Below are 18,951 nucleotides of genomic sequence, written 5' to 3'. Positions count from 1 at the left end.
TAACTTCAGGAGGAATTGTGAACCTCGAAGCCGGCAGTAATGGTTTCGCCAGCGTCAGCCAGGCCCCGGCCGTGAAACGCCTGCGGGTACTGACGGTGAACACCCACAAGGGCTTCACCGCCTTCAACCGGCGCTTTATCTTGCCGGAGCTGCGCGAGGCCGTGCGCAGCACACAGGCCGACATTGTCTTCCTTCAGGAAGTGCTCGGCAGCCACGATCGCCACGCGGCGCGCTACCCCGGCTGGCCGCAGACCTCGCAGTACGAATTCCTCGCCGACAGCATGTGGAGCGACTTCGCCTATGGTCGCAACGCGGTCTACCCTGACGGCCACCACGGCAATGCGTTGCTGTCCAAATACCCGATCATCGAGCACCGCAACCTTGACGTGTCGATCACCGGCCCCGAACGCCGCGGCCTGCTGCACTGTGTGCTGGAGGTGCCGGGGCAAGGCCAGGTGCATGCGGTCTGCGTGCACCTGTCGTTGCTGGAAAGCCACCGGCAGAAGCAACTGCAGTTGCTGCGTAAACTGCTGGACTCCCTGCCCGGCAACGCCCCGGTGATCATCGCCGGCGACTTCAACGACTGGAAAAGCCACGGCAACCGCACCCTTGGCCTGCAACGTGACTTGCACGAAGCCTTCGAGCGCCACCATGGCCACCTCGCCCGCACCTACCCTGCCCGCCTGCCATTGCTGCGCCTGGACCGCATTTACCTGCGTAACGCCGAAAGCCATGGGCCACGGATTCTGGGGCACAAACCTTGGTCGCACCTGTCAGATCACCTGCCACTGGCGGTAGAAGTGCGGCTTTAGCAATCATTCTTCATAGCCACGGCACGGCAAATAGCGAACCCCGCTATACCCGGAAACTTTACTCAAAAAAACAATGAGTTAAGCGTCACAACGCAAACTGAACAGATGATTCACGCTTTCTTGACGCAAGCGGTGACCTCTCCTTAGCTGAACAATACCAAGCTGTAAAAATCTTGAGCCGGGCCTCTAGCTCGCGCCTTCGTGCGCGCTTGCGATTACCGGCGTGCTGGTTTGGGTCGCCCACTGTTTTTGCCGTACAGCTCGTGACAACAGGCCAGGTTCTCGGGCTGCACCACAAAAACAAAGGAGATCCGCCATGAAAAGCACCTCGAACCCCTTGCGCTTCGACAGCATTTTCTACGCGGTTTCCACGTCGCTGCTTCTGGCAACCCCGGTGGAAACGATCGCGTACGAACTGCAGGGTGACCCCACCTCCCCCGGCTTTCTGCAGCAACCCGTGGCGATGCAACTGTCGCTCGACCCGGTCAGTGCCAGTGGGTTGAGTCTCGGCACCCTCAATACATTTTCGCAGCAGATGAGCGAACGACACCGGCAGGCGGCACCCGACCTGATCGCCAGTCAGTGGGCGCAATTCTTCCCCACCAGCGCCCGCAGCCGCGCGCTGCCCCCGGCACAGTTGGAGGCGCCCAGCCAGCAACTGATGATCGGCCCGGACCTGTTCGTGCGTGAAACGGCCGCGGGCAATGTGCACCGGGCGGGGATATTCGTGGGGCACAACAACCTGCAAAGCAGCTTCAAGGGCACGCGCCCTCTGCTGGGCGACAAACAGCGCAAAGCGGTGAACCTGAGCGGGGAAAGCCTGGGGGTGTACTGGAGCATGACCCATGAGCAGGGCTGGCACCTCGATGCCGTGGCGATGGGATCGCGGATCGACGTGATGGGCCGTGGCGAAAACGGCCAGCGCCTGGACGACAGTGGCCACGCAATGACCTTCTCGGTTGAGGGCGGTTACCCGATCCGCCTGGGGGGCAACTGGGTCATCGAGCCCCAGGCACAGTTGATCAACCAGCAGTTCTTCCCTGGCAGCCAGGTGCAGGAGGAGACCTTGCAAGCCTTCGACAGCCAGCCGAGCTGGAGCGGCCGGGTTGGCGCCAAGCTGTCCGGACGCTACGAAGTGCGCGGTATGCCGATCGAGCCCTATGTGCGGACCAACGTGTGGTATGACTTCAGCAATGCCGATGAGGTGAAGCTGGACCAGGTCGACAAGATTTCCAGCTCGCGCTATTCGACCACGGTGGAGTTGGGCTTGGGGCTGGTGGCGCGGGTGACGCCTTCGGTGGCTTTGTTCGTCAGCGCCGATTACAGCAATGATGTGGACGACAATGACCTGAACGGGCTGATCGGCAGCCTTGGGGTGCGGATGCGGTGGTAGGCAGGCCGGCCCCTTCGCGGGTAACCCGCTCCTACACACTGATCGGGGGTGCACACGCATCGGTGGCTCGGCACAGGCCGTTGTAGGAGCGGGTTCACCCGCGAAAGGGCCGGGCCTGCCGGCCAATTTCCAAAGCCCATTCACGGTTGCCGCCGCTACCGGATTCGCGGGCAAACCCGCTCCAGGCGAAAGGGCCAGTGCGGTCAACCGGTCAGGCGGGCTTCATGATCAACACCCCCAGCGGCGGCAGGTTCAAGGCCAACGACAATGGCTGCCCGTGGCTGGCCACTGCTTCACTGGCCACCGCCCCCAGATTACCCACGTTCGACCCGGCATACAGCTCGGCATCGCTGTTCAGCAGCTCTTGCCAACGCTCGCCGAACGGCACGCCAATGCGGTAACCCTCACGGGGTACCGGGGTGAAGTTGGCCACCACCAGCACCGGCTCGCCGCTGCTGCTCCAGCGCAGCCAGGCGTACACGCTGTTCTGCGCGTCGTCACCGATCAGCCACTGGAAGCCCTGCGGCTGGCAATCCTGCTCGTGCAGCGCCGGCTCTTCGCGGTACAGGCGGTTGAGGTCGCCCACCAGGCGCTGCACACCCTGGTGCTCGGGATACTGCAGCAGGTACCAGTCCAGTTCGCTGTCGTGGTTCCACTCACGCCACTGGCCGAACTCGCAGCCCATGAACAGCAGCTTCTTGCCCGGGTGTGCCCACATGAAGGTGAGGTAGGCACGCAGGTTGGCGAATTTCTGCCAGCGGTCGCCGGGCATCTTGTCGATCAGCGAGTGCTTGCCGTGTACCACTTCATCATGGGAGATGGGCAGGATGAAGTGCTCGGAATAGGCATAGATCAGCCCGAAGCTCATCTCGTTGTGGTGGTAGGTGCGGTGCACCGGGTCGTTCTGGATATAGTGCAGGGTGTCGTGCATCCAGCCCATGTTCCACTTGTAGGCAAAACCCAGGCCGCCCTGTTGGGTAGGCTGGCTGACCCCGGGCCAGGCGGTGGACTCTTCGGCGATGATCAGCGCGCCCGGGGCTTCGTGGGCAGCCACGCCGTTGAGGTGGCGGATGAAGTCGATGGCTTCCAGGTTCTCGCGCCCGCCGTGGCGGTTGGGTACCCATTCGCCCGCCTTGCGCGAGTAGTCGCGGTACAGCATCGAGGCCACCGCATCGACGCGCAGGCCGTCGATATGGAAGTGCTTGAGCCAGTGCAGCGCCGAGGCCATCATGAAGCCGCGTACTTCGTTGCGGCCGAGGTTGTAGATCAGCGTGTTCCAGTCCTGGTGGTAGCCTTCCAGTGGGTTGTCGTATTCGTACAGGGCCGTGCCGTCAAAGCGAGCCAGGCCGTGTTCGTCGGTGGGAAAATGCGCTGGCACCCAGTCCAGCAGCACACCAATGCCTCCCTGGTGGCAGGCGTCGATGAACGCGGCGAAATCTTCGGCACTGCCGTAGCGCGAGGTGGGCGCGAACATCGACAGTGGCTGATAGCCCCAGGAGCCGCCGAACGGGTGTTCCATGATCGGCAGCAGTTCGATGTGGGTAAAGCCCAGTTCCTGCGCGTAGGGCACCAGCCGCTCGGCCAGTTCGCGCCAATTGTAGAAACGGCCGATTTCCCCCGCTTCGTCCAGCTCGCAGCGCCATGACCCTGGGTGCAGCTCGTAGATCGACAATGGTGCGTTGTAGCCATGGCGCTGGGCGCGCTGCGCCATCCAGTCATGGTCCTGCCAGGCGTGGCTGAGTTCACCGGCAACCTTGGACGCCGTGCTCGGTGGCAGCTCGGTGGCACGGGCCAGCGGGTCGGCCTTCAACGGCAGTATGCCGTCCTTGCCGAGCACTTCGAACTTGTAGGTTTCGCCCACGCCCAGACGCGGAATGAACAGCTCCCAGACCCCGGCGCCGTGGCGCAGGCGCATGGGGTGGCGGCGGCCGTCCCAGTTGTTGAAATCACCCACCACCGACACCCGCCGGGCATTCGGCGCCCAGACCGAGAAACACACGCCGTCGATGCCATCGACCTGAGTCGGCTGGGCACCGAAACGCCCGGACAAATCGCGATGATTGCCTTCCGCGAACAAGTGAAGGTCCATGTCACCCAATTGCGGGCCGAAGCTGTAGGGGTCTTCGGTAACCTGCTCGCCACCGGCCCAGACGATATGAAGCTGATAGGGCTGTGCCTCATCGAGGTGCGCGCTGAACAACCCGGGCAGGCTGCCCTGCTCCATTTCGGCAAGGACCCGCCCGTCATCCCGGGCCTGGACGCGCACTTTCAGGGCATTGGGCAAAAAGGCGCGGACCACCTGCCCACCTGCGCCATCGTCGTGGGGGCCGAGTACCGCAAAGGGATCGGCGTGCTCGGCGCGGGCCAGGGCGTCGAGGTCCCGTTGCCGAAGGCCACCGTTTTCACGCGTTGTAACGTTCATTCTGACTCTCCCCAGGTACTGATCAGTCCATGCAGACCATGCAAAGGCACGGCCAGCCAGCTCGGACGGTTTTCGGCTTCGTATGTGATCTCGTAGGCGGCTTTTTCCAGGCAGAACAGCTCCAGTGCCGCGCGCTCGCCCTCGGCGTGCTGCCAGGCGTGAGGCATGGCGGCGGTGGCCAGGCCATAGGCTTCGACAAAGGCATGCCGGGACTGGTGCAGGTACTGCCGGGCAACCCGCTGCCGGGCTTGCCGCGCCGGCTCGGAAAGGTCCACCGCAGACGCGCTGCGCAAGATCATCGCAGCAGCATAGTCGAAGGATCGCAGCACGCCGCTGACATCCTTGTAGGGGCTGTGTTTTGCCCGGCGCTCTTCAAGTGGCCGGGCAGGCTCGCCTTCAAAATCGATGAGGTAGGCATCACCCTGCACCACCAGCACCTGGCCCAGGTGCAGGTCGCCGTGCACACGCATCAGCAGGCCACCCTGGGCCTGCGCGGTCAGCTTGTCGATATGCTGGGCCAGGCCCTCGCGCTGTTGCTGCAGGTCGTCGACCAAGGCCTGGCTGTCGCTGTCCAGCGTGTCACGGTGCTGGGCCAGCAGGTCGAGGGCGTGGATCAGTTCGGTACTGATCTGTGCACGCCAGCGCTCGCTGTCCCGGGCATCGCTGGGGCGCGGCTGGAAGGCCGGGTCTTCGGTGGGTGCAGCCAGCAGCAGGTGCATCTCGCCCAGGCGCTGGCCAAGCAAGGCCGCAAAGCCGCTGAGCTCGGCCAATGCATCAGTGTGCGCTTCGCCGTCGTTGCGGGTAGGCTCCATCTGGTCGCGGATGGCCCGTTCAAGGGTGTTCTGGGTCCAGCCCCAGGCATCGCCCTGGTTACTCAGGTAACCCTGGGCAATCATCAGCAGGTGCGGCGCGTGTTGCTCGTCCACCCGGCTGACCCAGGCCAGCAGCGGCGAGATATTGGCAAAGCCGGCGGCGGTCAGGTAGGCGCTCATTTCCAGCTCTGGATGGATACCCGGGTTGACCCGGCGGATCAGTTTGAGCACCACGCGATCGCCGATGACCACCGAACTGTTGGACTGCTCGGCGCTGAGGTAGCGCACTTCGCTCTCCTCGTCGAGCGCCAGGCCGGCCAGCGGCTCTGTGCATTCGAAGCGCAATTCACCCTCACCGTCGCCACACGGCACGCGCAGCCCATCCTGGCAGGCTTGCATCACGGCGTGAATGAACGGCTCCAGGACGAAGGCGTCGGTGATCAAGCCAACCTGGTGGGTACGGCGCACCCGCGACAACGCCAGCTGCTGCGGCAGCGCGGTATGGATCTGTTCCTCACGCAGCAGGCCGAACGGTAGCTGGTAGCGGGTGGCCGTGCCGTCGCTGAGTACTTCGATTTCGCTGAGCAGCACCGGCGTGGTGGCGGTGCCGAAACGCACGCCGTAACACAGGCGCACGGCGTCGATCGGCCCTTCCTTGCCAGCGAACCAGCGGCGTTTGGGCAGGTACTGCGGCAGGATGGTGCTTTGCAGCGTATCGCTTGCCGGGGCTTGCAGCAGCTCTTCCATGCGCTTGCGCAGTACCAATGTGGTCAATTCGGGTAACCCCTCGGTGGGCTGGATGTGCCAGCTGGGCATGCGATCGCGGCTGGCCAGCAGGAACCAGTAGAAGGCATAAGGTGGCAATGTCAGCAGAAACGGCAGTTGGCCGATTGGCGGGAACGCGCTGCCGCCAAGCATCTCCACCGGTACTTTGTCGGCGTATTGTGACAATTCGAGTTCGGCAGCCTGGGCGGCGCGGGACACGTTGGCCACGCAGAGGATGACCTCGGTATTGCCGTCGGCATCGGTGTACTCGCGGATATAGGCAAGGATGCGCCGGTTGCTGGGCGTGAGGGTGCGCAGGCTGCCGCGGCCAAAGGCCTTCTGCTGCTTGCGCACCGCCAGCATGCGCCGGGTCCAGTTCAGCAGCGAATGCGGATCGTGGCTTTGTGCCTCGACGTTGACGGTCTGGTAACCGTAGAGCGGGTCCATGATCGGCGGCAGCACCAGGCGCTGCGGGTCAGCGCGGGAAAAACCGCCGTTGCGGTCTGGCGACCACTGCATGGGTGTGCGAACGCCATCGCGGTCACCCAGATAGATATTGTCGCCCATACCCAGTTCGTCGCCGTAATACAGGGTTGGCGTGCCGGGCATCGACAATAGCAGGCTGGTCAGCAGCTCTATGCGCCGCCGGTCACGCTGCAGCAGGGGCGCCAGGCGCCGGCGAATGCCCAGGTTGATGCGCGCGCGGCGGTCTTCGGCATAGTAGTTCCACAGGTAGTCGCGCTCGCGGTCTGTGACCATTTCCAGGGTCAGTTCATCATGGTTGCGCAAAAAGATTGCCCACTGGCAGTTGGCCGGAATTTCCGGGGTCTGGCGCAGGATGTCGGTGATCGGAAAGCGGTCTTCCATGGCCAGGGCCATGTACATGCGCGGCATCAACGGAAAGTGGAAGGCCATATGGCATTCGTCGCCGTCGCCTTCGCCGAAGTACGGACGCGTGTCTTCAGGCCACTGGTTGGCTTCGGCCAGCAGCATGCGATCGGGGTAGTTGGCGTCGATCTCGGCGCGGATCGCCTTGAGCACCTCGTGGGTTTCGGCGAGGTTCTCGTTGTTGGTGCCGTCGCGCTCGATCAGGTAAGGGATCGCGTCCAGGCGCAGGCCATCTACACCCAGGTCGAGCCAGAAGCGCATGACGCCGATCACCGCCTTGAGTACCTGCGGGTTATCGAAGTTGAGGTCCGGCTGGTGGGAGTAGAACCGGTGCCAGAAGTACTGGCCGGCGACCGGGTCCCAGGTCCAGTTGGACTTCTCGGTGTCGAGGAAGATGATGCGCGTGCCGTCGTACTTCTGGTCGTCGTCCGACCACACGTAGAACTCGCGCGCCTTGCTGCCGCGCTTGGCGTGGCGGGCACGCTGGAACCACGGGTGCTGGTCGCTGGTGTGGTTGATGACCAGCTCGGTGATCACCCGCAGGCCGCGCTTGTGGGCCTCGGCGATGAAACGGCGGGCGTCGGCCATGCTGCCGTAGTCCGGGTGCACGGCCTTGTATTCGGCGATGTCGTAGCCGTCGTCACGGCGTGGTGATGGGTAGAACGGCAGCAGCCACAGGGTGTTGACGCCCAGCTCGGCGATGTAGTCGAGCTTGCTGATCAGGCCGGCGAAGTCGCCGATGCCGTCGTTGTTCGAGTCGAAGAACGACTTGATGTGCAGCTGGTAGATGACGGCGTCCTTGTACCACAGCGGGTCGTCGATGAAGGCTGCCGGGCGGGAACGCTTGGCCATGTGCGACTCCTTTCAATTGCATGTTTGCCCCTTCTTGCACCATCGCTGTGGGAGCGGGCGTGCCCGCGAATCAGCCACCGCGGTGCTTGGCACCGGCTCTGCCGGTGATCGCGGGCATGCCCGCTCCCACAGGGGAAAAGGCTACAGACCGGTTTTACCCGGCTTTTTCGATGCGCCAGATGCCGAACGGCAGGTGCCAGGGCTCTATGCGCATCCATTGGGTCTTGCCGTACCACGACCAGCGGTGGCCGTTCATCAGGTCTTCACCCTGGGTTTCGGCGTTGTCGTCCAGCCCCAGCTCCCACAGTGGCAACTCGAAATGCGCCTCCTGGGCGTTGTGCGGGTCGAGGCTGATGGCCACCAGGATGTAGTTGTCACGCTCAGGCGTACGCTTGGCGAAATACAGAATGTTGTCGTTCCAGCAATTGAAGAAGGCCACGCCCAGGTGGGTTTGCAAGGCGCGGTTCTGCCGGCGGATGCGGTTGAGCTGGGCGATCTCGGCGATGATGTTGCCGGGCTGGGTAAAATCGCGTGGGCGGATTTCGTATTTCTCCGAATCCAGGTACTCCTCCTTGCCCGGCAACGGCGTGCCCTCGCACAGCTCGAAGCCCGAATACATGCCCCACAAGCCTGAGCCCATGGTCGCCAGCGCGGCACGGATAAGGAAACCTGCGCGGCCTGAGGTGTGCAGGAAAAACGGGTTGATATCCGGTGTATTGACGAAGAAGTTGGGCCGGTAGCACTGGCTCCACGGCGGCTGGTTGAGCTGCTCGAAATATTCGCGCAGCTCCTGCTTGTGGTTGCGCCAGGTGAAATAGGTATAGCTCTGTGCGTAACCGACCTTGCCCAGGCGCGCCATCATCGCCGGCTTGGTAAAGGCTTCGGCGAGGAAGATGACGTCGGGGTGCTGGCTGCGCACATTGCCGATCAGCCATTGCCAGAACGGCAGCGGCTTGGTGTGCGGGTTGTCGACGCGGAAGGTCTTCACGCCCTCCTCGACCCAGCCGACCACCACGTCGCGCAGAGCCAGCCACAGCGAGGGCACGGCCTCTGGCGCATAGAAATCGACGTTGACGATGTCCTGGTACTTTTTCGGCGGGTTTTCGGCGTAGCGGATGGTGCCGTCCGGGCGCCAACTGAACCAGCCCGGGTGCTCCTTGAGCCAAGGGTGGTCCTGGGAGCACTGGATGGCGAAATCGAGGGCGATTTCCAGGCCGTGTTCCGCAGCCGCAACCACCAGACGGCGGAAGTCATCGCGGCTGCCCAGTTGCGGGTGGATGGCCTCATGGCCGCCCTCCGGGCTGCCGATGGCATACGGGCTACCCGGGTCGCCCGGCTCGGCCTTGAGGGCGTTGTTGCGGCCCTTGCGATGTTGCATGCCGATGGGGTGGATGGGCGGGAAGTACAGTACGTCGAAGCCCATGTCGCGGATCATCGGCAGCCGTTCGTGCACGTCGTTGAAGGTGCCGTGACGCTGCGGGTCGTCGGTAACCGAGCGCGGGAACAGCTCGTACCAGCTGGCGAACAATGCGGCCGGGCGGTCGACATCAAGGGGGAAATCAGGGCTGCGGGTCAGGTAGCTGCGGTGTTCGGCCTCGCCCATCAGGCGGGCGGTGGTCGGGTCGAGAAACAAGGCCACCTGGTCATCGGTGCTGAGCGTGGGCAGGCGCTGCTGCAAGGCCTCTAGCGCCTCGCGCAGGGCACCGCTGCACAGCTCGATGCCTGTGCCGAGCATCAAACGGCCTTCTTCCAATTCCAGTTTTACCTCGACGCCGGCGTGGTACTTCTTCTCCAGGTCGTGGCAATAGGTGGCAAACGGGTCGATCCAGGCCTCGATACTGAACCGGTGCGGGCCCAGCTCGGTGGGGGTGAATTCGGCCTGCCACAGGTCGTTGCCCGCCGACTGCATCGGCACGCAATGCCAGCGCCTGCTGTGCGCCTGGCGCCAGTTGAGCATCACCGCCAGGCGGTCGTGGCCGTCGCTGTAGGCCTTGGTGCTGACAGCCACTGGCTGGCCGCTGACGGCCTTGGCGGCGAAGCTGCCGGCGTCGAGCACGGGTTGGGTGTCTTCGATCACGATACGCGGCGCCAGCAGCGCCTGGGACAGGCTGATGGGCTGGTCCGGGTGATCGTTCGCCATGGGCACGCTTTCAAAGGGCTCGTTTCGTGACATCGACCTTGCTCCCTCAGGCTGGTGGCGGTAAGGGTTCAGAGCCGGGCACAGGCGGGGGGTTCAAAATAATTGAGCGAACGGCAGCTGCCAGCGGTCAGAGCCTACAGCACCTCTTCACCCACCCACGCGAGGTCAGGCCATGAACATTCCCATTCCACCGGAGACACCCGATCCCAATATCGACGACCCGAGCTTGCCGCCACCCGTACCGGAAGAAGAGCCGGACGAGCTGCCGATCAAGCCGACCGTGCCGCCGACAGTGGGCGACCCGCCGAGCCAGGAGCCACCGGTGAAGGCTTAAGGGTAGACCACGGCGCCGGCATGAACAGCTGATCTCCGCTGCTCCATTGAAAGGTTGAGGATGACCGGGTGCTTGGCAAGGTGAAGATCTTGCATTGATCGGGCCGGCCTCTTCGCGGGTAAACCCGCTCCTACCAGGGACCGTGCCGGCCTTGAATGCGGCGCTGTCCCTGTGTAGGAGCGGGTTTACCCGCGAAGAGGCCGGCCGCGCCCGCACATCAACCCGCAGATGCAGCCGCAATCTCCGCCACACTGATCTCACGCATGCGGAACTTTTGCACCTTCCCTGTCACCGTCATCGGGTACTCGTCGACAAAACGGATATACCGCGGCACTTTGAAGTGTGCGATGCGTGCCTTGCACCAGCCCTGCAGCTCCTCGGCCGTGGCGCTATGCCCAGGGTGCAGCTTGATCCAGGCGACGATCTCTTCGCCATAGCGGCTGCACGGAATGCCAATCACCTGCGCATCGGCCACCGCCGGGTGGGTGTAGAAAAACTCTTCCAGCTCACGCGGGTAAATGTTCTCGCCGCCGCGAATGATCATGTCCTTGTTGCGCCCGACGATGCGCACATAGCCCTGCTCGTCCATCACCGCCAGGTCACCCGAATGCATCCAGCCGGCCGGGTCGATGGCATCCGCCGTGGCCTGGGGGTTGTCCCAGTAGCCAAGCATCACGCTGTAACCGCGAGTGCACAGTTCGCCAATCTCTCCGCGCGGGACGATGCAGCCATCGGCGTCCAGCAGTTTGTTCTCCAGCTGCGGCTGGGTGCGGCCGACGGTGGTCACGCGCAGTTCCAGATCGTCGTCCGGGCCGGTCTGCAGCGACACCGGGCTGGTTTCGGTCATGCCGTAGGCGATCTGCACTTCTGCCATGTGCATCTGGTCGATCACCCGGCGCATCACCTCGATCGGGCAGGTGGCGCCGGCCATGATGCCGCTGCGCAGGGTCGACAGGTCCATGTGAGCACGCGACGGGTGGTCGAGCATGGCGATGAACATGGTCGGCACACCATAGAGGATGGTGGCGCGCTCTTCGGCCACGGCGCGCAAGGTCAGTTCGGCGTCAAAAGCGTCGCTGGGGTAGATCATGGTGCTGCCGTGGGTGATGCAGCCGAGGTTGGCCATGACCATGCCGAAGCAATGGTATAGCGGCACCGGGATCACCATACGGTCGCGGGCCGTCAGGCCAAGGCTTTCACCCACCATGAAACCGTTGTTGAGGATGTTGTAGTGACTGAGCGTGGCACCTTTGGGCGCACCGGTGGTGCCGGAGGTGTACTGGATGTTTACCGGCTGGTCGAATTGCAGGCTTTGCTGACGGGCTGTGCAAGCCTCGACAGACGTCTGCCCTGCCCGCTCGGCCAATGCGTGCCAGGGCAGGAAGCCGGCAGGCGGGTTGGCGGCCAGGCTGATGACGCCACGCAACTCGGGCAGGCATTCACTGGCCAGCTCACCAGGCCGGGTGCTGGCCAGTTCAGGCACCAGCTCCTGCAGCATGGCGTGGTAATCAGACGTCTTGAAGGCTTCAGCGCAGACCAGCCAGCGGCAGCCGGACTGGCGCAACACGTATTCCAGCTCACCCACACGGTAGGCCGGGTTGATGTTGACCAGGATAGCGCCGACCTTGGCACTGGCCAGCTGCAAGATGCACCACTGGGCGCAGTTGGGCGACCAGATGCCAACACGATCACCGGTGTTCACGCCCAGAGCAATCAGGGCGCGGGCGTGTATTTCGACCTGTTCGGCCAACTGCCGCCAGCTGTAACGCAGGCCCTGGTGGCGGGACACCAAGGCCTCGCTGTCGGAACAGCGGGCTACGGTGGCATCGAAGGCCTGGCCGATGGTCTGGGTCAGCAAGGGTCGGTCCTGGCGACCGCGGGTATAACTTGGTTGACTCATGGGTGTCCCTTCTTGTGGTTGTTTTGGGCACGGCTGAAGCAAGCGGGAATACTCTGGCGCAGATTTACGTTTACGTAAAGGTGACGAGTGGATTGACAGTGCCTACTTGCAGGTTTACGTTAACGTAAAGGTGATGAACGACACCCACTTGAGGCGCCACGCCGCCCCCTGTGGGAGCGGGCTTGCCCGCGAATGCGACCGATCAGGTAATGACGGTGACCCTGCTGACGTATTCGCGGGCATGCCCGCTCCCACAGGGGGCGGGGCTGGATCCCAAGCTATGGTGTAACCCAATTTCAAGAACAAGAAGGTGCCCCAGCATGCATTACCCCTCCCTGAACTTCGCCCTGGGCGAAACCATCGACATGCTCCGTGACCAGGTCCGCACTTTCGTCGCCGCCGAACTGGCCCCGCGCGCCGCACAGATCGATCACGACAACCTGTTCCCCGCCGACATGTGGCGCAAGTTCGGTGACATGGGCCTGCTGGGCATCACCGTACCAGAAGAGTACGGCGGCGCTGGCCTGGGCTACCTGGCCCACGTGGTGTCGATGGAAGAAATCAGCCGTGGCTCAGCGTCGGTGGCGCTGTCCTACGGCGCCCACTCCAACCTGTGCGTCAACCAGATCAACCGCAACGGCACCCACGAGCAGAAGCTCAAGTACCTGCCCAAACTGATCAGCGGCGAACACATCGGAGCCTTGGCCATGAGCGAGCCCAATGCCGGCTCCGACGTGGTGTCGATGAAGCTGCGCGCAGAAAAACGCGGCGATCACTACGTGCTCAACGGCAGCAAGACCTGGATCACCAACGGTCCCGACGCCAACACCTATGTGATTTACGCCAAGACCGACCTGGACAAGGGTGCGCACGGCATCACCGCGTTCATCGTCGAGCGAGACTGGAAAGGCTTCAGCCGCAGCAACAAGTTCGACAAGCTGGGCATGCGCGGGTCCAACACCTGCGAGCTGTTCTTCGATGGCGTGGAAGTGCCGGCAGAGAACATTCTGGGCCAGCTCAACGGCGGCGTGCGCGTCCTTATGAGCGGCCTGGACTACGAACGTGTGGTGCTGTCCGGCGGCCCGACCGGCATCATGCAAAGCTGCATGGACCTGGTGGTGCCGTATATCCATGACCGCAAGCAATTCGGCCAGAGCATCGGCGAGTTCCAGCTGATCCAGGGCAAGATTGCCGACATGTACACCCAGCTCAATGCCAGCCGCGCCTACCTGTATGCCGTGGCCCAGGCGTGCGACCGCGGCGAGACCACCCGCAAGGACGCTGCCGGCGTGATCCTGTACACCGCCGAGCGTGCCACGCAAATGGCCCTGGAGGCGATCCAGATTCTTGGCGGCAACGGCTATATCAACGAATTCCCGGCTGGCCGCCTGTTGCGCGACGCCAAGCTGTACGAAATCGGTGCCGGCACCAGCGAAATCCGCCGGATGCTGATCGGCCGCGAACTGTTCAACGAAACCCGCTGAACATAAGGGACGGGCGCACATGGCTACCTTGCACACCCAGATCAACCCGCGTTCGGCAGAATTTGCCATCAACAGCGCGGCCATGCTCGAACAGGTCCAGGCCCTGCGCGGCCTGCTCGCCCAGGTTGCCCAGGGCGGCGGGCCCAAGGCACAGGAACGGCATACCTCACGTGGCAAACTGCTGCCACGCGAGCGTATCGACCGCCTGCTGGACCCAGGCTCGCCGTTCCTCGAGATCGGCCAGTTGGCCGCCCATGAGGTGTATGGCGAGGACGTGCCGGCTGCGGGCGTGATTGCCGGCATCGGCCGAGTCGAGGGCGTCGAATGCATGATCGTGGCCAACGACGCCACGGTAAAAGGCGGTTCGTACTACCCGCTGACGGTGAAGAAGCACCTGCGTGCACAAACCATCGCCCAGCAGAACCGCCTGCCGTGCATCTATCTGGTGGACTCCGGCGGTGCCAACTTGCCACGCCAGGACGAAGTGTTCCCCGACCGTGAGCACTTCGGGCGCATCTTCTTCAACCAGGCCAACATGAGTGCGCAAGGCATCCCGCAGATCGCCGTGGTGATGGGCTCGTGCACCGCTGGCGGCGCGTACGTGCCGGCCATGGCCGACGAAGCGATCATGGTCCGCCAGCAGGCGACCATCTTCCTCGCCGGGCCGCCGCTGGTAAAAGCCGCCACCGGTGAAGTGGTCAGCGCCGAAGACCTCGGCGGCGCCGATGTGCACTGCCGCACCAGTGGCGTCGCCGACCATTATGCCGACAACGACGAACACGCCCTGGCCATCGCGCGACGCAGTGTGGCCAACCTCAATTGGCACAAGCTCGGCAAGCTGCAGCGGCTGGTCCCAGTGGCGCCGCTGTATGCCGCCGACGAGCTGTACGGCGTGGTGCCGGCCGATGCCAAGCAACCATTCGACGTGCGCGAAGTGATCGCCCGCCTGGTCGATGGCTCGGTGTTCGATGAATTCAAGGCGCTGTTCGGTACCACCCTGGTGTGCGGCTTCGCCCATCTGCACGGCTACCCGGTGGCGATCTTGGCCAACAACGGCATCCTGTTCGCCGAGGCCGCGCAAAAAGGTGCGCATTTCATCGAACTGGCCTGCCAGCGCGGCATCCCGCTGCTGTTCCTGCAGAACATCACCGGCTTCATGGTGGGCAAGAAGTACGAAGAAGGCGGCATCGCCAAGCACGGCGCCAAACTGGTCACCGCTGTGGCCTGCGCCCAGGTTCCGAAGTTCACGGTGATCATCGGCGGCAGCTTTGGTGCCGGCAACTACGGCATGTGCGGCCGCGCCTACGACCCGCGCTTCCTGTGGATGTGGCCCAACGCGCGGATTGGCGTAATGGGCGCCGAACAGGCCGCCGGCGTGCTGGCCCAGGTCAAGCGTGAGCAAAGCGAACGCAGCGGCCAGCCCTTCAGTGCCGAGGATGAGGCCAGGCTCAAGCAACCGATCCTCGACCAGTACGAGCATCAGGGCCACCCCTATTATTCCAGCGCCCGCCTGTGGGACGACGGTGTCATCGACCCGGCACAGACCCGCGACGTCCTCGGCCTGGCGTTGTCTGCCGCGCTGAACGCGCCGATCGAACAGAGCCGCTTCGGCATTTTCCGGATGTGACCCATGAGCGATTTCAGCACCCTCGAAGTGATCCGCGACCCACGCGGCTTCGCCACCCTGTGGCTAAGCCGCGAGGACAAGAACAACGCCTTCAACGCGCAGATGATCCGCGAGCTGATCGTGGCCATCGACCAGTTGGCCGAAGACATCAGCCTGCGTTTTGTGCTGCTGCGCGGCCGTGGCCGGCACTTCAGCGCCGGTGCCGACCTGGCTTGGATGCAGCAGTCGGCGCAAATGGACTTCAACACCAACCTGGATGACGCCCACGAACTGGGTGAGCTGATGTACGCCCTGCACCGCCTCAAGGCCCCGACCCTGGCCGTGGTGCAAGGCGCAGCCTTCGGCGGCGCGCTGGGCCTGATCAGCTGCTGCGACATGGCCATTGGCGCCGAAGACGCGCAGCTGTGTCTGTCGGAAGTGCGCATCGGCCTGGCCCCGGCGGTGATCAGCCCGTTCGTGGTCAAGGCCATTGGCGAGCGAGCCGCGCGCCGCTACGCCCTCACCGCCGAACGCTTCACTGGCGTGCGCGCCCGCGAACTGGGCCTGTTGGCGGAGGTGTACCCAGCCAGCGAACTGGACGACCAGGTCGAAGCCTGGGTAAGCAACCTGCTGCAGAACAGCCCGCAAGCGTTGCGCGCCAGCAAGGACCTGCTGCGCGAAGTGGATGACGGCGAACTCAGCCCGGCCCTGCGCCGTTACTGCGAAAACGCCATCGCCCGCATCCGCGTCAGCGCCGAAGGCCAGGAGGGCCTGCGCGCCTTCCTGGAAAAACGCCGCCCTGCCTGGCAAACCGTTGACAAGAAGGAGCCGCGCCCATGAGCCGCCCCGCTTTGACCACCCTGCTGGTCGCCAACCGCGGCGAAATCGCCTGCCGGGTGATGCGCACCGCCAAGGCCATGGGCCTGACCACCGTTGCCGTGCACAGCGCCACCGACCGTGACGCCCGTCATAGCCGCGAAGCCGACATCCGCGTCGACCTGGGCGGCAGCAAGGCTGCCGAAAGCTACCTGCTGGTCGACAAGCTGCTGGCCGCAGCCAAGGCCAGCGGCGCCCAGGCCATCCATCCAGGTTATGGCTTTCTGTCCGAGAACGCAGGTTTCGCCCGCGCCATCGAGCAGGCCGGGCTGATATTCCTCGGCCCACCGGCCAGCGCCATCGACGCCATGGGCAGCAAGTCGGCAGCCAAGGCGCTGATGGAAGCGGCCGGCGTGCCGTTGGTGCCGGGCTACCACGGCGAGGCCCAGGACCTGGACACCTTCCGCGCCGCGGCCGAACGCATCGGCTACCCGGTGCTGCTCAAGGCCAGCGCGGGCGGTGGTGGCAAGGGCATGAAAGTGGTCGAGGAAGAAAGCCAACTGGCCGACGCCCTGGCCTCGGCCCAGCGTGAGGCACAGTCGTCGTTCGGCGATGCGCGCATGCTGGTGGAAAAGTACGTGCTCAAACCACGCCACGTGGAGATTCAGGTGTTCGCCGACCAGCACGGCAACTGCCTGTACCTCAACGAGCGCGACTGCTCGATCCAGCGCCGCCACCAGAAGGTGGTCGAAGAAGCCCCGGCCCCCGGCCTCTCGTCAGCACTGCGCCAGGCCATGGGCGAGGCCGCTGTGCGCGCGGCGAAAGCCATCGGCTATGTGGGTGCCGGCACAGTAGAGTTTCTGCTCGATGCCCGCGGCGAGTTCTTCTTCATGGAGATGAACACTCGTCTACAGGTGGAACACCCGGTCACCGAGGCCATTACCGGCCTGGACCTCGTTGCCTGGCAAATTCGCGTGGCCTGCGGCGAAGCCTTGCCGATCACACAGGAACAGGTTCCGCTGATCGGCCATGCCATCGAGGTACGCCTGTATGCCGAAGACCCGGCCAACGATTTCTTACCCGCGACCGGCAAATTGGCGCTGTACCGTGAATCGGCGCCCGGCGAAGGCCGCCGGGTGGACAGCGGGGTTAGCGAAGGCGATGTGGTGTCGCCGTTCTACGACCCGATGCTGGGCAAGCTGATCGCCTGGGGCGAAGACCGAGAGCAGGCGCGCTTGCGCTTGCTGGCCATGCTCGATGAGTTCGCCATTGGCGGGCTGAAGACCAACATTGCCTTCCTGCGGCGCATTCTCGCCCACCCGGCATTTGCTGCGGCGGAGCTGGATACCGGATTCATTCCGCGTCATCAGGCGGTTCTGCTGCCTGCGCCGCAAGCATTGCCGGAGGCCTTCTGGGAAGCGGCGGCAGAGGCGTGGCTTCAGGGCCAGGGGGCACATCAGCGCGATGACGACCGTCATTCGCCTTGGGGCGGGCGTAACGGCCTGCGCTTGGGCTTGCCGGCACGCAGCAGCTTGCATCTGGTGAGCGCTGGCCAAGACCAGGCAGTGGCCCTGGAACGCAGCGCTGCTTCCACCTGGCAGCTACAAGGTGAGCAGTTGGTGCATGACCAGAACGGCGTGCGTCGCCAGCATCTGGCAATCCGTCGGGGTGGCACGCTGTACCTGCACTGGGATGGCGAAATGCATGCCATCGAAGCCTTCGATCCGATTGCCGAGGCTGAAGCCAGCCACAGCCACCAGGGTGGGCTGGGTGCGCCGATGAACGGCAGTATCGTACGGGTGCTGGTCGAACCTGGCCAGGTGGTGGAAGCCGGTACTGCGCTGGTGGTACTGGAGGCCATGAAGATGGAGCACAGCATTCGTGCGCCGCATGCCGGCACGGTGAAGGCGCTGTTCTGCCTGGAGGGGGATATGGTCAGCGAAGGGACTGTGCTGGTCGAACTGGTGGAATAACGGTGCCCGAGGGCCGCTTTGCGGCCCTAACGCAACACAAGGCCACCCCTGCAAAAGCCCGTAGGAGCGGGTTTACCCGCGAAAGGGCCGGCCCTGCTGGCCAATTTCCACCAGCCGTTCACGGTTGCCGCCGCTACCGTATTCGCGGGTAAACCCGCTCCTACACCCGATCGGGGGTGGACACACATCGGTGATTGGGCGCAGGCCGCGTGTAGGAGCGGGTTTACCCGCGAAGGGGCCGGCCCTGCTGGCCAATTTCCACCAATCGTTCACCGTTGCCGCCGCTACCGTATTCGCGGGTAAACCCGCTCCTACACCTATCGGGGGTGGACACACATCGGCGATTGGGCACAGGCCGCCTGTAGGAGCGGGTTCACCCGCGAAAGGGCCGGCCCTGCTGGCCAATCTCCACCCGCCGTTCACCGTTGCCGCTGCCACCGTATTCGCGGGTAAACCCGCTCCTATCGGGGGTGGACACACATCGGTGATTGGGCACAGGCCGCGTGTAGGAGCGGGTTCACCCGCGAAAGGGCCGGCCCTGCTGGCCAATTTCCACCCGCCGTTCACCGTTACCGCCGCTAACGTATTCGCGGGTAAACCCGCTCCTACACCTATCGGGGGTGGACACACATCGGCGATTGGGCACAGGCCGCGTGTAGGAGCGGGTTTACCCGCGAAGGGGCCGGCCCTGCTGGCCAATTTCCACCAACCGTTCACCGTTGCCGCCGCTACCGTATTCGCGGGTAAACCCGCT

11 protein-coding genes are annotated in these 18,951 nt (G+C 64.0%); 7 read left to right on the top strand and 4 right to left on the bottom strand.

Annotation, left to right across the window (positions count from 1 at the left end):
- The first annotated feature begins 17 nt into the window (after nt 1-17).
- Both ACYCCG_RS11560 and ACYCCG_RS11555 read left to right on the top strand, forming a co-directional pair.
- Nucleotides 18-812 carry an endonuclease/exonuclease/phosphatase family protein gene (locus ACYCCG_RS11560; protein WP_176682243.1) on the top strand — a complete coding sequence of 265 codons (795 nt, stop codon included), beginning with the start codon at nt 18-20 and terminating at the stop codon, nt 810-812.
- A gap of 316 nt (nt 813-1,128) precedes the next feature.
- Nucleotides 1,129-2,205: an autotransporter domain-containing protein gene (locus tag ACYCCG_RS11555; protein WP_459670476.1), complete on the top strand. Its 1,077-nt coding sequence runs from the start codon at nt 1,129-1,131 to the stop codon at nt 2,203-2,205.
- Between the two features lie 211 nt (nt 2,206-2,416).
- On the opposite strand, the gene glgB is transcribed toward ACYCCG_RS11555, so the two are convergent.
- From glgB to ACYCCG_RS11540, 3 genes are all read right to left on the bottom strand, one after another.
- On the bottom strand, nt 2,417-4,627 hold the full coding sequence (glgB, locus tag ACYCCG_RS11550; RefSeq protein ID WP_459670474.1) for a 1,4-alpha-glucan branching protein GlgB: 2,211 nt from the start codon (nt 4,625-4,627) through the stop codon (nt 2,417-2,419).
- Entirely contained in the window at nt 4,624-7,944 is a 3,321-nt protein-coding gene (gene treS / locus ACYCCG_RS11545; protein WP_459670472.1) for a maltose alpha-D-glucosyltransferase, read from the bottom strand. The genes glgB and treS overlap by 4 nt, the downstream gene beginning before the upstream one ends.
- A 154-nt stretch (nt 7,945-8,098) precedes the next feature.
- Nucleotides 8,099-10,117, bottom strand: coding sequence for an alpha-1,4-glucan--maltose-1-phosphate maltosyltransferase (locus ACYCCG_RS11540; protein WP_459670470.1), 2,019 nt, complete (start codon nt 10,115-10,117; stop codon nt 8,099-8,101).
- 139 nt (nt 10,118-10,256) lie between these two features.
- Here ACYCCG_RS11540 and ACYCCG_RS11535 point away from each other — a divergent pair, with 139 nt between their 5' ends.
- Nucleotides 10,257-10,418, top strand: a complete 162-nt coding sequence (locus tag ACYCCG_RS11535; protein WP_015271006.1) for a hypothetical protein — start codon at nt 10,257-10,259, stop codon at nt 10,416-10,418.
- A 217-nt stretch (nt 10,419-10,635) separates the two neighbouring features.
- On the opposite strand, the gene ACYCCG_RS11530 is transcribed toward ACYCCG_RS11535, so the two are convergent.
- The gene (locus ACYCCG_RS11530) at nt 10,636-12,318 is read right to left on the bottom strand and encodes an AMP-binding protein (RefSeq protein WP_176682238.1); all 1,683 of its coding nucleotides are present in this window, start codon (nt 12,316-12,318) and stop codon (nt 10,636-10,638) included.
- Between the two features lie 320 nt (nt 12,319-12,638).
- On the opposite strand from ACYCCG_RS11530, the gene ACYCCG_RS11525 reads away from it, so the two are divergent.
- Genes ACYCCG_RS11525 through ACYCCG_RS11510 form a run of 4 tightly spaced genes read left to right on the top strand, consistent with a single transcriptional unit; the run spans nt 12,639 to nt 18,197 of the window.
- The gene (locus ACYCCG_RS11525; RefSeq protein ID WP_003251317.1) at nt 12,639-13,802 is read left to right on the top strand and encodes an isovaleryl-CoA dehydrogenase; all 1,164 of its coding nucleotides are present in this window, start codon (nt 12,639-12,641) and stop codon (nt 13,800-13,802) included.
- A 19-nt stretch (nt 13,803-13,821) separates the two neighbouring features.
- Nucleotides 13,822-15,429, top strand: a complete 1,608-nt coding sequence (locus tag ACYCCG_RS11520) for a carboxyl transferase domain-containing protein (protein WP_459670467.1) — start codon at nt 13,822-13,824, stop codon at nt 15,427-15,429.
- A gap of 3 nt (nt 15,430-15,432) precedes the next feature.
- A complete protein-coding gene (locus ACYCCG_RS11515) occupies nt 15,433-16,248 on the top strand; it encodes a gamma-carboxygeranoyl-CoA hydratase (protein WP_459670465.1) in 816 nt (271 codons plus the stop codon).
- Entirely contained in the window at nt 16,245-18,197 is a 1,953-nt protein-coding gene (locus ACYCCG_RS11510; protein ID WP_459670463.1) for an acetyl/propionyl/methylcrotonyl-CoA carboxylase subunit alpha, read from the top strand. Before ACYCCG_RS11515 ends, ACYCCG_RS11510 begins: the two co-directional genes overlap by 4 nt.
- Nucleotides 18,198-18,951: the final 754 nt, after the last annotated feature.

Source organism: Pseudomonas sp. VEM90 (assembly GCF_054611535.1).
This window is presented reverse-complemented; position numbering and strand designations above follow the sequence as displayed.

What these genes read in the sequence shown, in the direction of transcription:
- ACYCCG_RS11555 (WP_459670476.1), top strand. Translation starts at nt 1,129, where the DNA reads ATGAAAAGCACCTCGAACCCCTTGCGCTTCGACAGCATTTTCTACGCG.
- glgB (WP_459670474.1), bottom strand. Translation starts at nt 4,627, where the DNA reads ATGAACGTTACAACGCGTGAAAACGGTGGCCTTCGGCAACGGGACCTC.
- treS (WP_459670472.1), bottom strand. Translation starts at nt 7,944, where the DNA reads ATGGCCAAGCGTTCCCGCCCGGCAGCCTTCATCGACGACCCGCTGTGG.
- ACYCCG_RS11540 (WP_459670470.1), bottom strand. Translation starts at nt 10,117, where the DNA reads ATGTCACGAAACGAGCCCTTTGAAAGCGTGCCCATGGCGAACGATCAC.
- ACYCCG_RS11535 (WP_015271006.1), top strand. Translation starts at nt 10,257, where the DNA reads ATGAACATTCCCATTCCACCGGAGACACCCGATCCCAATATCGACGAC.
- ACYCCG_RS11530 (WP_176682238.1), bottom strand. Translation starts at nt 12,318, where the DNA reads ATGAGTCAACCAAGTTATACCCGCGGTCGCCAGGACCGACCCTTGCTG.
- ACYCCG_RS11525 (WP_003251317.1), top strand. Translation starts at nt 12,639, where the DNA reads ATGCATTACCCCTCCCTGAACTTCGCCCTGGGCGAAACCATCGACATG.
- ACYCCG_RS11520 (WP_459670467.1), top strand. Translation starts at nt 13,822, where the DNA reads ATGGCTACCTTGCACACCCAGATCAACCCGCGTTCGGCAGAATTTGCC.
- ACYCCG_RS11515 (WP_459670465.1), top strand. Translation starts at nt 15,433, where the DNA reads ATGAGCGATTTCAGCACCCTCGAAGTGATCCGCGACCCACGCGGCTTC.
- ACYCCG_RS11510 (WP_459670463.1), top strand. Translation starts at nt 16,245, where the DNA reads ATGAGCCGCCCCGCTTTGACCACCCTGCTGGTCGCCAACCGCGGCGAA.